The 14,373-nt window shown below is 75.1% G+C and carries 12 protein-coding genes; 6 read left to right on the plus strand and 6 right to left on the minus strand.

What is annotated here, in order from left to right:
* Positions 1 to 147 precede the first annotated feature (147 nt).
* Both OH807_RS06570 and OH807_RS06575 read right to left on the minus strand, forming a co-directional pair.
* Positions 148 to 1,161, minus strand: a complete 1,014-nt coding sequence (locus OH807_RS06570; protein ID WP_406195036.1) for an agmatine/peptidylarginine deiminase — start codon at positions 1,159 to 1,161, stop codon at positions 148 to 150.
* Between the two features lie 92 nt (positions 1,162 to 1,253).
* Complete coding sequence (locus OH807_RS06575) at positions 1,254 to 2,426, minus strand: agmatine deiminase family protein (RefSeq protein WP_406195038.1); 1,173 nt, start codon at positions 2,424 to 2,426, stop codon at positions 1,254 to 1,256.
* Between the two features lie 266 nt (positions 2,427 to 2,692).
* On the opposite strand from OH807_RS06575, the gene OH807_RS06580 reads away from it, so the two are divergent.
* Entirely contained in the window at positions 2,693 to 3,301 is a 609-nt protein-coding gene (locus OH807_RS06580; RefSeq protein ID WP_406195040.1) for a TetR/AcrR family transcriptional regulator, read from the plus strand.
* Positions 3,302 to 3,374: 73 nt separating this feature from the next.
* Positions 3,375 to 3,680, plus strand: a complete 306-nt coding sequence (tatA, locus tag OH807_RS06585; RefSeq protein ID WP_406195042.1) for a Sec-independent protein translocase subunit TatA — start codon at positions 3,375 to 3,377, stop codon at positions 3,678 to 3,680.
* A 366-nt stretch (positions 3,681 to 4,046) separates the two neighbouring features.
* On the opposite strand, the gene OH807_RS06590 is transcribed toward tatA, so the two are convergent.
* From OH807_RS06590 to OH807_RS06600, 3 genes are all read right to left on the minus strand, one after another.
* Positions 4,047 to 5,252, minus strand: coding sequence for an agmatine/peptidylarginine deiminase (locus OH807_RS06590; protein ID WP_406195044.1), 1,206 nt, complete (start codon positions 5,250 to 5,252; stop codon positions 4,047 to 4,049).
* Positions 5,253 to 5,361: 109 nt separating this feature from the next.
* Positions 5,362 to 6,534 (minus strand): agmatine/peptidylarginine deiminase, encoded by a 1,173-nt coding sequence (locus tag OH807_RS06595; RefSeq protein WP_406195047.1) that lies wholly within the window; start codon positions 6,532 to 6,534, stop codon positions 5,362 to 5,364.
* A 380-nt stretch (positions 6,535 to 6,914) separates the two neighbouring features.
* Entirely contained in the window at positions 6,915 to 7,469 is a 555-nt protein-coding gene (locus tag OH807_RS06600; protein WP_406210751.1) for a TetR/AcrR family transcriptional regulator, read from the minus strand.
* A 315-nt stretch (positions 7,470 to 7,784) separates the two neighbouring features.
* Between OH807_RS06600 and OH807_RS06605 the strand changes: the two genes are divergently transcribed.
* Positions 7,785 to 9,482 (plus strand): serine/threonine-protein kinase, encoded by a 1,698-nt coding sequence (locus OH807_RS06605; RefSeq protein ID WP_406195049.1) that lies wholly within the window; start codon positions 7,785 to 7,787, stop codon positions 9,480 to 9,482.
* Between the two features lie 40 nt (positions 9,483 to 9,522).
* Here OH807_RS06605 and OH807_RS06610 read toward each other — a convergent pair whose 3' ends face one another.
* Positions 9,523 to 10,434 carry a hypothetical protein gene (locus OH807_RS06610; protein WP_406195052.1) on the minus strand — a complete coding sequence of 304 codons (912 nt, stop codon included), beginning with the start codon at positions 10,432 to 10,434 and terminating at the stop codon, positions 9,523 to 9,525.
* An 847-nt stretch (positions 10,435 to 11,281) separates the two neighbouring features.
* Between OH807_RS06610 and OH807_RS06615 the strand changes: the two genes are divergently transcribed.
* From OH807_RS06615 to OH807_RS06625, 3 genes are all read left to right on the plus strand, one after another.
* Positions 11,282 to 12,700 (plus strand): 2-isopropylmalate synthase, encoded by a 1,419-nt coding sequence (locus tag OH807_RS06615; RefSeq protein WP_406195055.1) that lies wholly within the window; start codon positions 11,282 to 11,284, stop codon positions 12,698 to 12,700.
* Positions 12,697 to 13,425, plus strand: coding sequence for a Sua5/YciO/YrdC/YwlC family protein (locus OH807_RS06620; protein ID WP_406195057.1), 729 nt, complete (start codon positions 12,697 to 12,699; stop codon positions 13,423 to 13,425). Before OH807_RS06615 ends, OH807_RS06620 begins: the two co-directional genes overlap by 4 nt.
* Before the next feature lie 481 nt (positions 13,426 to 13,906).
* Positions 13,907 to 14,296 carry a transglycosylase family protein gene (locus OH807_RS06625; RefSeq protein WP_406194293.1) on the plus strand — a complete coding sequence of 130 codons (390 nt, stop codon included), beginning with the start codon at positions 13,907 to 13,909 and terminating at the stop codon, positions 14,294 to 14,296.
* The last annotated feature ends 77 nt before the right edge of the window (positions 14,297 to 14,373 follow it).

Below are 14,373 nucleotides of genomic sequence, written 5' to 3' on the forward strand. Positions count from 1 at the left end.
GTGACGGGATCCGTGCGGGACGGGGGTGGCGAGGGGCCGGGCCGGCGGGGCCGCGGATGCGTGGGGGTGCGGGCCCGCCGGTCCTGCTGCGAGGTGCTCGGTGCCGGGCGCGCCTGCCGGGGCCGGCGGCGGGGCGCGCCCCGGCGGTCACGCGGTGGGGCGGGCCGCCGGTACCTGCTGGGTGATGCAGTGGACGCCGCCGCCGCCGTAGGCGATCACCCGGGAGTGCACCCCCACGACCTTGCGGCCGGGCAGCGCCGCCGCGAGCACGGCGAGCGCGCCCTCGTCCGCCTCGGGGACGCCGGCCGTCGGGACGACGACGCCGCCGTTGGCGATGTAGAAGTTGAGGTAGCCGACCTCGGTCTGCTTGCCGTCGACCTCGACGAAGGCGCTCTGCGGCAGGTCGATGATCTCCAGCTTGCGGCCCCGGGCGTCGACGGCGGCCTCCAGCACGGCGCGGTTGGCGCGCATCCGCTCGTAGTCCGGGTGGTCCGGGTCGCCGGGGAGCTGGACGACCACCTTGCCGGGGGCGACGAAGGCGCAGACGCCGTCGACGTGGCCGTCGGTCTCGGTGTCCAGCAGCCCGCCGTAGGGCAGCCAGATCACCGTGGTGACGCCGAGCCGGGCCACCAGCTCGGCCTCGATCTCCTCCTTGCTCATCCCCGGGTTGCGGTTGGGGTGGAGCAGGCACTGCTCGGTGGTGATCAGCGTGCCCTCGCCGTCGACGGTGATCGCGCCGCCCTCCAGGATCATCCGGGAGTCGATGCGCTCGACGTCCAGACGCTCCAGCAGCAGGGCGGCGATCTTGTCATCGGTGTCGAACGGGTGGTGCTTCTGCCCCCAGGCGTTGAAGCGGAAGTCCACCCCGGCGCGCTCGCCGTCGGGGCCGAGGACGAAGATCGGGCCGGAGTCGCGGAACCAGGAGTCGTCGATCGGCAGCTCGACCACCTCGACGCCGTCCCCGCACAGGGCCCGGGCCTCCTCGCCCTGACCGGGACAGGCGACCATCGTCACCGGCTCGAACGCGGAGATCGCCCGGGCGACGCCGGCGTACTCCCGCCTCGCCTCGTCCAGCGTCTCGCCCCAGAGCTCGGCCCTGGTGGGCCAGGCCATCAGGCAGCCCTCGTGCTCGGTCCACTCGGCCGGCATACGGAAAGTCATGGTGACATGTCTCCTGTTCAAAAATTCGGTCAGTAATAGAAAGGCGGATACGCCTGGTCTCCGGCCGCCCCCGCGGGCCGGGTCGCGCCCGCTCAGGCGGCGGGCACCACCGGCTGGGACTGCGTGGCGCAGTGGATCCCGCCGCCACCGCTCGCGATGCCGTCGATGTTCACCTGGACGATCCGGCGGTCCGGGTACGCGGCCTGGAGGATCGCGTAGGCGAGGCCGTCCGCGTAGCCGTCACCGAACTGCGGGGCGATGACGGCGCCGTTGACGGTGTAGTAGTTGCTGTAGCTGGAGAGGAACTCCTTGCCGCGGCCGCGGATCAGCCGGCGGTCCGGCCCCGGCATCTCGGTGATCTCCAGCCGGCGGCCCTGGGCGTCCGTGGCGTTCTGGAGCACCTGCTTCGCCTCGTTGTAGACCGCGACCCACTTGGCGTCCGCCCCGGCGCCGGGCTGGTCCAGGAGGACCTTGCCGGGGGCGGTGAACCGGGCGAGGCAGTCGATGTGGCAGTCGGTGATGTCCTGGCCGGCGAGCCCGGGGACCCAGATCACCTTGTCGATCCCGAGCGAGGCCTTGAGCGCCCGCTCGACCTCGCCCTGGCTCATCCCCGGGTTGCGGTTGGGGTTGACCAGCGAGCTGACGGTGGCCAGCAGCGTGCCCTGCCCGTCGGTCTCCAGCGAGCCGCCCTCGCCGACGAAGCCGGCCCGGACGCGGTCGACGCCGTACCGGCCCAGCAGCGTGGCGGCCGCCGCCGCGTCGTTGCCGAACGGCTGGAAGTAGGACGTGCCCGTCTTCCCCCAGCCGTTGAAGTTGGTGTCGACGCCGGCGATCGCCCCCGGCGCGACGACGAAGGTGGGCCCGAAGTCGCGGATCCAGAGGTCGTCGTTGGCGATCTCCTCGACCTCGATGGAGTAGTAGGCACCGGAACCGCAGGTGTAGCGGGCGTCGGCGGCCTGCTCGGGGCGGGCCAGCACCACGACGGGCTCGTACCGGGAGATCTCGTACGCGACGTTCGCGATGTCGCGGCGCACCGCCGAGAGCTGGTCCTGCCAGACCGGGCGGAGGGCCGGCCAGGCCATGAAGGTCCGGGTGTGCCGGTCGGTCTCCGCCGGGATCCGCAGCGTGGCACCGGAGGGGGCGGTGGCGGCCGCGGCGCTGGTGGGGAGGGCGATCCCCGGGAGGGCCGCGCCGAGTGCGGTCAGTGGCAGGGCCGCCGCACCGAACTTGAGCAGGCTGCGCCGGGTGGGGACGGGCGTGTTCATGGGGCTCCCTGGAGGGGTCGGGAGGTGTGGGGTGACCCACATCCTGCTCTGAACTGAAAATTCAGTCAAGATGCTGGGATGGGTTGATCCTCCCCGGCCCGAGCGGAGGGCGGTTCCCCCTTGCGACACCACCGGAAGACGCCATGGACACGCCCAAAACCTTGCTGAGCAGGGATGTCCTGAATCGATCCCCGCCAGACAGAGCCTGAAGATCTGATCAGGAAATAGCTCGTCGACTCCCGCTTGTGCGAGTACAGTGAACGCTCGTGTCAGACCGTCGAACAGAAATACTCAGAGCCGCCACGCGCGTCATCACCCGCCGCGGCGTGCGGGGGCTCCGCGTGGCCGAGCTGGCGGCCGAGGCCGGGGTGTCCACCTCACTGATCTACTACCACTTCACCGACCGGGCCGGGATCCTCCGCGAGACCCTGGAGTTCATCAGCGAGCGGGCCGACCGCTACACCGCACAGTGGGACCCCGGCGAAGCGGCGGACAACCCCCTGACCGAGCTGGCACAAGTCCTCCTGCTGGAGCTCCAGGACACCGTGGAGGTGCGGGAGAACAGCACCGCCTGGGGCGAGTTGAGGGCCAGTGCGGTCTTCGACGCCGACCTCCGGGTGGATCTCGCCAAGGCCACCCACACCTGGGTCCACGAGATCGCCGAGCTGCTCGGCCGCGCCCAGCCGACCGGGACGGCGCCGGCCCACGCCGCCTCCGCGGAGCGCCTCACGGCCCTGCTGGAGGGGCTGAGCGTCCGCTGGCTGAGCGGCTCGCTGCCGCGGGAGCACGCCCGCCGGCTGCTCGGCGGGGCGATCGCCGCGGAGCTCGGCGGCCGCCACCCGGAGCTCCAGCCGGCCGGCATCACTGTTGACTGATATTTCAGTCAATGCGAGACTGGCGGTTCCCCCACCGAACCGCTCCCCCTCGCGAAAGGCACGGTGAGCCGCGATGCTCCGCAACGGTCTGGAACCCTGGCACCTGCTGATCGTGATCGCCGTCGTCGTCCTCCTGTTCGGCTCGAAGAAGCTGCCCGACATGGCCCGCGGGCTCGGCAAGTCGATGCGCATCCTGAAGGCCGAGACGGCAGCCATGCGCGAGGGCGACGCCCCGCCGGAGCCCGCGGGTGCGGGGGCGGGCGCGCCCGCCCAGGACGGCGCGCACACCGCCGCTCCGCCCGTTGCGCCGTCCGTTGCCCCGGCCGCGCACACCGCGGCCGCGGCGCAGACTCCCGTCCGGCCGGACCGGACGGTCTGAGCAGCGCCCGCCCCACCTGCCACCGCCGTCGGGCGGGGTGACACTCCGGTGTCGCCCCGCCCGGCGGTCTTCCGCTGCCCGGCCCGGGCGGCCGCCGCACGCCCCGGCCCCGGAGCTGTCCCCGGACCCGTCCTGATCCGATGCGGCCCGCCCTGGCCGCGCCCGGCCCCGCCCGGCCCCGCCCGGCCACGGGAACGCCGAAGCCTCCGAGCCCGGGAGCTCGGAGGCCTTGTCCGCGTCCGCCCCGAGGAGGGACGCGGCACCCGCGTCCGGCCGGAGGAAGTACAGCCGGTGGCGGGAGACGGGGTCGGCGGGCCGGAACGGAGCGGCTCGCCGGTGGGAGGGACCGGTCGGGGTGGGTGCGGATCAGCCTTCGGCCGGCTTGCCCGGCTGGTCGTGCGTCGAGCAGTGGATCCCGCCGCCGCCGGAGGCGATGTTGTCGATCTTCACCGGCACGATGTCCCGGCCGGGGAAGTGGTCGCGCAGGATCTGCTGGGCCCGGTCGTCGGCCTTGGCGTCCCCGAAGCGCGGCAGGAACAGCGACTTGTTGGCGACGTAGAAGTTGATGTACGAGGAGACGAAGGCGTCACCGCGCCCGGTGATCCGGTCCGGGTCGGGCTGCGGGAGGTCGATCACCCGCAGCGGCTTGCCGTGCGCGTCGGTGGCGCTCTTGAGCACCTCGCGCGCCTGGGCGGCGGAGCGCGACCAGACGTCGGCGGGTGCGCCGGGGAAGGGCTGGTCCAGCAGGACGACCCCGGGGGCGGCGAACCGCACCAGGCAGTCCACGTGCGCGTCGGTGATGTCCTGGTCGCGGACGCCGGCGAACCAGATCACCTTGGTCACGCCCAGGGCCTTCTTGAGCTCGGCCTCGATCTCGTCCCGGCTCTTGCCCGGGTTGCGCCGCTCGTTGACCACCGAGCTCTCGGTGACCATCAGCGTGCCCTGGCCGTCGGTCTCGAAGGAGCCGCCCTCGGCGACCACCGGTGTGCGGACCCGCTCGATCCCGTACCTGCCGAGCGCCGCGGCGGCCAGCGCGGTGTCGTTCCCGTGCTCCTTCTGCTTGTTGCCCCAGCCGCTGAAGTTGAAGTCGACGCCCTTGAGGGTGCTGCCGTCCTCGACGAAGACCGGGACGGTGTCGCGCGCCCACAGGTCGTCGACGGGCAGCGGGACGACCTCGACGTCCTTGCCGCAGGCGCTCTGCGCCGCGTCCACCTGGGCCGGGCGGGCGAACATCACCACCGGCTCGTAGCCGCCGACGGCACGGGCCAGCCGGGCGATGTCCGCGCGGACGTCGGGCAGTTGGTCGGCCCAGATGCCGGTGGAGGCCGGCCAGGCCATGAAGGTGCGGGCGTGGCTCTCCCACTCGGCGCCGAACCGCCGCCCGGGCGTCGCCCCGGTGGCGCCGGTCTCGCCGGGCGCCGGCGGGCGCGTCGCCTCCGGCGCGGCCGGGTCGTCATCGTCGTCGAACGGGGAGCAGGCGACGGCCCCGAGGGTCAGCAGACCGGCGCCGGCCGCCGCGCGCAGCACCGTCCGGCGGGACGGGGAGGGACGGGGGGAGGTGGATTCTGGCACGGGAGCACTCCGGCGGGAGAGGGCGGACGGGTGGGACACGGCGGGACGCGCCCGGACCCGGATCGGCAGGGGCGCCGCGGCCCGGCGGTCGCGCCGGGCCGCGGGGCGGTTACGGCAGGGGCTCCTGCATGGTGGAGCAGTGGATGCCGCCGCCACCGGCCATCAGACGGTCGACGTCGAGCTGGACCACCTCCCGGCCGGGGAAGGCCGCGGCGAGGGTGCGCCGGGCGGCCTCGTCCTTCACCCGGTCCCCGAACTGGGTCGCGATCACCGCGCCGTTGACGACGTGGAAGTTGAGGTAGGAGTCGACGAACTTCGGGTCCTTCGACCGCACGGTGTCGGGGCCGTCCACCCGGATCACCTGGAGCCGGCGGCCCCGGGCGTCGGTGGCGCGGGACAGGATGTCGTACTGCTGGCGGGCGTCCCGGGCCCAGATGTCGTTGCGGTCCTCGGGCGGCAGCTGGACCAGCACCACGCCCGGCCGCACGAACCGGGAGGTGACGTCGATGTGGTCGTCGGTGATGTCCTCGCCCTTGATGCCGGGGACCCAGATCATCTTGTCCGCGCCGTACACGCGCAGGACTTCGGCCTCGATCTCGTCGCGGCTCATGCCCCGGTTGCGGTTCTTGTTGACGAGGCTGCTCTCGGTGGCCATCAGCGTGCCGTCGCCGTCGGTCTCGATCGAGCCGCCCTCGCCGACGAAGTCCGCCCGGCCGAACCGGACGCGCGACCAGTCGGCGACGTGGCGGGCGACCTCGGCGTCCCACCGGTGGGTCTGCTTGTTGCCCCAGCCGTTGAAGTTGAGGCCGACGGCGTCGAGGCCGCCCCGGCCGTCGCGGCGGAACACCGGGGCGATGTCGCGCATCCAGAGGTCGTCGGTGCCGATCGAGCCGATCACGTCGACGGTGGGGCCGGTGTACGACCGGGCCTCCCGGACGCTGTAGTCGTCGGGGGCGCAGAGGATCACCGGCTCGTAGAGGGCGATCGTCCGGGCGATCAGCGCGATGTCCTCCTTGACCCCGCTCAGCTGGCGGCCCCAGACGGAGGACCGGGAGGGCCAGGACATCCACGTCCGGGCGTGCGGGACGTCGTCGCGGTCGACCCACCAGCGCGGGAGCGGGCCGTCGGCCCGGCTGGCGGACGCCCCGTAGGCCGGTGCCGCGCCAGCCGCGATCCCCGCCGCGCCCAGGCCTGCGGCGGCGCCGAGCACCGACCTGCGGGACGACTCGGCGCCGAAGAGCCGGCCGAACAGGGAGCTGTCGTCGCGGTAGGGGTCGCTCATGCGGATCTCCGAATCAAGTATGGCCCACCGGGCCGTACCGGGGCGCGGGGTGGCGGCCTCCCCGAGGGGGACGGTGCCCGCGGGACGGGCGGCCCGTCGGTACGGTGCGGCGGCCTCGTGCGGTGCTGCCCGCGAGCGGTTCGTCGCTCGCGGCCCCGCCGGGCAGGCGGCAGGCCCGGCCCGGCCCGGCATCACGGAAGCGTCGTGCGGCGCCGTGCCCTCACTCTCGCACTGACTGAAAATTCAGTCAAGGCGAGGGAGCTGCGTACCCGAGGGCTGCGTACCCGAGAGCTGCGTACCCCGGGCCCGGAAAGCGCCCCCGGACGAGGACGGCGGGCCCCGGGGAACCCCGGAACCCGCCGTCCTGCCCTGCCCGCGCGTCAGCCGCTCAGGTGCTCCAGCTCGCTGTCGATCGCGCCGGCCATCAGCTCGCGCGCGTGGCTCAGCGGCACGCTGCCGCTCAGCCAGCGGACGCTCAGACCCTCCAGCAGTGCGGTCAGCCGCTCGGCGGAGGCGGCCAGCGCGGCCGCACCGCTCATCGGCCGGACCTGGCCGAGCAGTTCCGCGACCTCCTGCACCCAGACCAGCGTGGCGCGGGCCAGGTCCTCCCGGAGCTCGGGGTCGAACACCGCGCTGGCCCGCAGCTCACCCCAGGCCGTGCTGTTCTCCCGCACCTGCGGGGTGTCCTGGAACTCCAGCAGCAGCGTCTGCTCCAGCTCGCCCCGGGCGTCCAGGGGCGGTTCGTCCTCGGCGCGCTCGGTCGTGTACCGCTCGGCCCGGTCGTTGATGAACTCCAGGGTCGCGCGGAGGATCCCGGTGCGGTCCTTGAAGTGGTAGTAGATCAGCGCGGTGGAGACGCCCGCCTCCGCGGCCAGCTCCTCCACGCGCAGCCCGCGGACACCGCGCCGGGCAATGACCCGCGCGGCCGCTTCCATGATCAGGGTTCGACGGTCAGCCACAAGCGATCACCCTACCGGCAGGACCGCCCGAACGGACGCAGCGGTCCCGATCCTGACTGAAACTCCAGTCGGGGTATGCTCCGGTCCGAATCGGATCGCCTCCGAATCGGATCGCCTCCGCATCGGATCGCCGGCATGCCCGCGTGGCCACCCCACCGGCGGCGCGCACCGCGCGCCGGCAGCCGCCGCGTCCCCGGCCGGCCGGCCGTCCGGACCACCGGCCGTCCGGATCGTCCGCCCAGGGCGGCCCGCACCCGCCCGCCCCGCCCGCTCGACCCGCTGGGAGCCAGCATGACCGCAGAGCCCTTCGGCGCCCCGTCGCCCACGGCGTTCCAGGCGCTGACCCCGGACGACCCCCGCGAGGTCGGCGGCTACCGCCTCCGCGCCCGGCTGGGCGCGGGCGGCATGGGCCGCGTCTACCTCGCCCACACCCCCGGGGGCCGCCCGGTCGCCCTCAAGGTCGTCCGCCCCGAGCTCGCCGAGGACCCGGAGTTCCGGCACCGCTTCGCCCAGGAGGTCGCCAGCGCACGGCGCATCCACGGCCTCTACACCGCCCAGGTGGTCGACGCGGGCACCGACGCCGCCACCCCCTGGCTGGCCACCACCTTCGTGCCCGGGCCGTCCCTCCAGCAGGTCGTCCACCGCCACGGCCCGCTGCCCGAGCGGACCGCCCTGCTGCTGCTGGCCGGCATCGCCGAGGCCCTCCAGGCGATCCACGCGGCAGGCGTCGTCCACCGCGACCTCAAGCCCGGCAACGTCCTGATCGCCGCCGACGGGCCGCGCGTCATCGACTTCGGCATCGCCCGGGCCGCCGATGCCAGCCCGCTCACCGGCACCGGCCTGCGGATCGGCTCACCGGGCTACATGGCCCCCGAGCAGGTCGTCGGCGGCGGGGCCACCCCGGCCACCGACGTCTTCGCGCTGGGCGCCCTGATCGCCTACGTCGGCTCCGGCACCCCGCCGTTCGGCGACGGCCCCGAACCGGCCTCGCTCTACCGGGCGGTGCACGAGGAGCCGGACGTCTCCGGGCTGCCGGCCGGGCTGCACGAGCTGGTCCGGCGCTGCCTGGCCAAGAACCCCGGGGACCGGCCGGACACCGCCCGGCTCATCGAGGCCGCCCGCAACCACCCGGCCACCGGCGGCGAGCTCCGCTTCTCCGACGACTGGCTGCCCCGGCAGGTCAGCACCGAGATCCACCGCCACACCGACCTGCCGGCCGGCACTCCCCCGCCGGCCACCGCCCTGGACCGGGCCCGGGCCGCCGCCGACGCCCCGACCGCGCTCGTCCCCGCCGCACCGGCCACCCGGCTGGCGCCGGTCACCGACACGGGCCCGGCCACCGGCGGAGGCCCGGGCGGGGAGCCGGGCACGGGCAGACGCAGAGCCGCGGCCACCGCGCGCCGCGGCGCCCGCACTGCCGTGCTGACCACCGCCGCCCTGCTGGTCGGCGCCGCCGGGGCGTTCCTCCTGCTCGATCCCGGCTACCTCGACGACCTCGACGACCAGAACGTCGCTGCCACCGGCAGCCCCGGCCCGTCCACCGCCGCCACCGCCGCGCCGGCTCCCGCGGCGCCCTCGACCGCGACCACGCCCCCGCCGGCCACCACCCTCCCCGGCTTCACCGCCGTCTACAGCAACCTCGAACTCACCTCCCCCGACCACTCCTACGAGTTCGACCTCAGGACCGGGAAGGTCGCCGCCCAGGACACCTCCGCCTGGTACCTGGGCCGCCACAACGGCGAGTTCTACATCCCCGAGGACAGCGACGCCTACCTCGCGCCCGGCGCCGACCTGACCCTGCCGGACTGCGTCAAGGGCGTCGAGACCCAGCCCGCGTCCACCCTGCCCTTCGGCACGGTCGGCACCGACCGGAGCTTCTGCGTCCGTGCCAAGGGCGGCCGGGAGTTCGCCGTCGTCCGCGCGCTCACCACCGGCCCGGACGACGGCCCGGTCCGGGTGACCGTCACCTACTACCGCCGCACGGCCTGAGCCCGGCCGGGCCCGGTACGCCGCGCCCGGCGGCCGCGCCTCACGCGATGTGCAGCGTCAGCTCCGCGGTGTGCAGCTGCCCGGCCGTCCGGAACTGCAGGAAGACCCGCCAGTTCCCGGCCCGGCCGAGCAGCGCGTAGAAGTCCAGCACCGGACCTCCCCGGTCGCCGTCGACCTCGTTCATCGGGTGCAGGTGGGCCAGCGCCTGGTCCCCCTCGTGGAAGGCGGTGAGGTGCGCGTAGCTGTCCAGGTACGGCTGGAGGTCCGTGACCGGCCGGCCGTCCCTGCCGATGGTGGCCGTGAGGTGGTGGGCACCGGCCTTCGGCTCGACCCGGAGTGCGACGGTGAAGCCGTCCACCGTGGTGCTGCCGGCCGGGGCGGGCAGTGGCAGCTCCGCACTCGTGCCCGGCACCGTCACCGTGCGGCTGAGTACGATCTCGCTCCCCTGCCGGGCGTCGGCGACCGGCACGAAGGAGGCGTAGAGCCGCCAGCGGCCCGGGGCGAGCGCCGCCAGGGCGGCCGTCCAGGTGCCGTCGGCGGCCATCGTCGGGTGCAGGTGCTGGAAGCCGGTGAGGTCGGCGCGGACGGCGTAGAAGTGCAGCTTCTCGGCCTGGTGCACGGCGAAGTCGGTCACCGGCCGGCCGTCCGGGCCGGTGACGGTGAACGGGTACTCCACCGCCCGGCCGGCGGGCAGCTCGGTGACGGCCGTGTCCAGCCGGTAGCCGTCCCGTTCGGCGGCCAGGCCCACGGCGTCCGCCGACAGCTCCGGGACGGCCGGCACGCCGGGCCCGCCCGCACTGCCGGAGACCTGCACCGCGCGCCCCGCGCCCGGTGCGCCGGTGCCCCCCGGGGGTGCGGGCGAGCCACCCGCGAAGAGCCCGACGAGCAGCAGCACGGGTACCGCGGACACCAGGGCCCACGTGCGGGAGGTCGAACGGCGGGAAGCGAACATCGGCAGGTCTTCACCTCGTGAGGGCGCCGGGAGGCGCGTGGAGCGGTGGCCGGCCGGGTCGGACCGGTCGGGTGCGGAGCGGAGCGGGAGGGCCACGGCCCCACCGGACAGGAGACCGGGGCGGGGCGCCCCGGATAACGGAAAGTCCTCCGCTCCGCCGTGGCCCCGCGCCGACCGGCCTCCCACCGCCCGGGCGGCCGGGTGCCCGGGTGCCGACCCACCGCACAGCTGCCGTGGCCTGCGCAAAGGGGGGAATGCCGCCGGCGATCGGGGGGATACGGGGCCCATGACCGAACGAGAAGCACACCCCTCCCCCGGCGTCCGCGGCGTCCCCGGCGGCGCGGCCCCCCTGCCCGCCGCACCCGAGCCGTCCCCGCCCCCGCTGCTGCCGGACCCTCCCGCGCCGCCCGGATCGCCGCTGCCGCCACCGGAACCACCCCGGCCCGAGCCCGCCGGGCCCCGCCCCGCCGGCCCGCAGCCGACGGAACCACCGGACTGACGGGCTCGGCCCGGCGCAGGACTCGCCGGATCCGAGAGGTTTGCCGGACGCGAAAGCGGTCAGACGCCGTTCGGGCGGCCGAACGCTCCGGCCGGCGGAATCCCCCCTCCGCCCCCGGAGCGCCACCGTCCCGGTACGGGCCCGGTCGTCGTCCCCCCTCGGCGGCCGGGCCCACCGCACGACGGCGCCTTGTAGCGCCGATCGGCCGACCAGGGCCGGACTCCCCGGAAAATCCGCGGACCCTTCACCGAATCTCCCCGCAAGAGGCCGGGCCCGACGCGGTGACGCCGCCCGTCGCTACCGTGCGGGCCGACGGCCGTCCGGAGGCCGGGAGTGATGGGGGGCGCGATGCAGGACGTGGTGCGGGAGTCGGCCCGGGCCGGGCGGCTGGTGGTGTGGGAGGAGTCGGCGCGGGACGGAGCACAGGCCAAGACGCTGATGCCGGCCGGGTTCCGGGTGCGGCTGGCCCGCGCGCAGGGCGAGGCGTTCGGCGCGGACGGGCCGCGGCACGTGGTGTTCGCCGCCGGGTTCCCGGCCGTGTGCACCGAGGAGTTCGAAGCCGTCCGGAAGGTCGCCGTCGAGGCCGAAGGGGCGGTCAGCGTGGCGGCCGTCTGCCGGGGCACCCGGGCGGACGCGGCCCAGGCCGTCGCCGCCGTCCGCGGGACGGCGCACGCCCGGGTGATGCTGGTGGTGCCCGCGTCGGAGGCGATGGCCGGCGTGATGGTGCACCGGGACGCCCGCCGCGCGCTCGCGGAGGGCGTCGAACTCGTCCGGGCGGCAAGGGAGTCGGACAACGGCGTGGCCGTCGACGTGTGCCTGGCCGACGCCTCCCGGGCCGACCACGGCGCGATGGCGCAGGCCGCGGCGGCGATGACGGCGGCCGGGGCCGGTGTGGTGCTGCTCGCCGACACGGTGGGCCGCCAGCTGCCCGGGGAGGCGGCCGCGATGTTCGCCGAGGTCGGCGCGGGTGCGGGCGCCGGGGTGGTGCTGGGGTCGCACCTGCACAACGACCTCGGGCTGGGCCTGGCCAACACCCTGGAGGCGCTGCGGGCGGGCGTACGGGTGACCTCGTCCTCCTGGCTGGGCATCGCCGAGCGCTCCGGAATGGTCGCCACCGAGCAGCTGCTCTTCCTGCTGGCCCACGACCCCGGCCGCGCGGCGCTGCTGCTCGGCCCGCCGGCCGGCCGGACGGACGGCCTCCCGCCCGGGGGCGGTGACGGGGGCGGCCTCTGGTGGACGGCGCCGGACCTGACCCGGCTGCCCGCCATCGCCGCCATGGTCTCCGAGCACACCGGGGTGCCGCTGACCGTCACGACGCCGGTGGTGGGCACCGGTGTCGGATCGATCTCCACCGGCACCCCCTTCGTCCGCCCGGACCTCTTCCAGCCCTACGACCCGAAGGCGCTGCTGGGGATCGAACCCGGTGTCGTCCTCACCCACCTGGCCAGTGCCCGCGTGGTCACCGCCGTGGCGGCCGGGCTCGGCCACCGGCTGGACGCCGCCCAGGCGCGAGCCGCCATGACGTGGGTCAAGGCCCGCGCCTACCGGACCGGCCGTGCCGAGGTCGACGAGCAGGCGTTCGGCGGCTACCTCGACGGTCTCGCGGCAGCCGGCGCCACCCGACTCCCCGACGCTCGGCCCTCTGACGCCCAGCCCCCGTCCGCGCAGCATTCGGCCGCGCAGCCCTCCGACGCCCAGTACCCGGCCGCGCTGCCCTCGCCGACCCGGCCCGCGACCGCCACCCCCGGCAGTGAGGTCCGCCCGTGAACAGCGCCCCCGCCCCCGACGAACCCGCCGGATCCGCGCCCACCTCCACCGGAGCGGCCGACGGCGGCGCCACCTCCGACGCGGCCGCCGTGCGGCTGGCCCTCGCCGGAGGCTCGGCCGTCGTGCTGCCGAATCCCGCGCCGCTGACCTGTGTGGTCGCCGGCACCGATCCCGCCGCTGTCAACGCGGCCAAGCAGCGCCCGCCCGGTCAGGCCGTCGCGCTGTGGGCCCACCACCCCGACACCGTCGGCCGGCTCGCGGGGCTGCTCGACCTCGAGCCGGCCGGCCTGCGGCTGGCCCGCCGGCTGCTGGCCGAGGAGCTCCTCACCCTGCTCGTCCCGCTGCGGGGCGACCGGACGCCGCCCGGGTGGCTCGGCCCGGCCTCGCGCGACGGCTGGGCCCTCCTGTTCGGCGCCCGCCGCCCGGGCCTGCGGCCGCTGCTGGACGCGTTCCCGCTGCTCTACGTCAGCAGCGCCAACCGGACCGGGCAGCCGCCCTGCGCCACCGCCGCGCAGGCCGCCGCGGTCTTCGCGCCCGCCGTTCCCGTGCTCGCCGACCCCGACGGACCGGCCGCCGAGCTCGGCCCGGACGCGCGACGGGCCACCACCACCGTGCGCCTGCACCCCGACGGAGGGCTGGAGCTGCACCGCCACGGCGCGCAGGACGCCGGCCACCCCGGCGTCGCCGCCGACTACCTCGCGCACCTGCTCCGCAGCTACGCCTGAGCGCCGCGTCCGGGGCCCGTTCGGTGACGGAGCGTGCGGGCCCGGCGGGCAGCGGGTGAGGGCTGTGGTGCGGGCCACCCGCACCCCCACCCCGGCACCCCACCACCGGCACCCCCCGCCGACGGCCCGTCACCCACCGTCGACGATGTGCCCGGCCTCACACCACTTTCCCTGTGGCCCGGACCACTTCCCCCACCCCAACGACCAAGAAAATGGGCGAAAAACGGGCCAAAACAACCCAAAAGCTTGATCCATACCTCAGGTAACAGCCCCCTGACATGCCCAAACCTACGAATCCTTGAAACCCCCGGCCCGACCCCCGTAACTTCGAACCCGTTGCACCGAGCACACCGCACACCAGGGCCCCACCGCCCCGGGAACGCGAACGGTGCCCCACCCCGCGAGCGACACCCCCGCAGAAACCGAGGCCCACCCCAGGGCCTGGTTCCGCACGCCCGCACCCCCCGCCGAAAGGACCCGCATGACCCTCCGTAACGAGACCACCGCCACCGCCACCACCGCCAAGCGCCGCAACCGCGTCCGCACCGCACTGATGGCCGGGGCGCTCGTCGCCCTCCCCGTGGCCGGACTCGTCACGGCCAACGCCGCCTCCGCAGCCCCCGCCGGCGTCTGGGACAAGGTCGCCGCCTGCGAAGCCACCGGCAACTGGGCCATCAACTCCGGCAACGGCTTCTACGGCGGCCTCCAGTTCACCTCCAGCACCTGGGCCGCCTTCGGCGGCACCGCCTACGCCCCCCAGGCCCACCAGGCCACCAAGGCCCAGCAGATCACCATCGGCGAAAAGGTCCTCGCCGCCCAGGGCCCCGGCGCCTGGCCCGTCTGCTCCGTCAAGGCCGGCCTCACCAAGTAACACCCCGAGCAACACACCGCCCCGGGCCACCAGCACCACCACACCGGCGCACCACCCCCGCGCCCGCACCACCCCGC

The sequence above is a fragment of the Kitasatospora sp. NBC_01560 genome, from assembly GCF_045208415.1.
In the GTDB taxonomy this organism is placed as follows: domain Bacteria; phylum Actinomycetota; class Actinomycetes; order Streptomycetales; family Streptomycetaceae; genus Kitasatospora.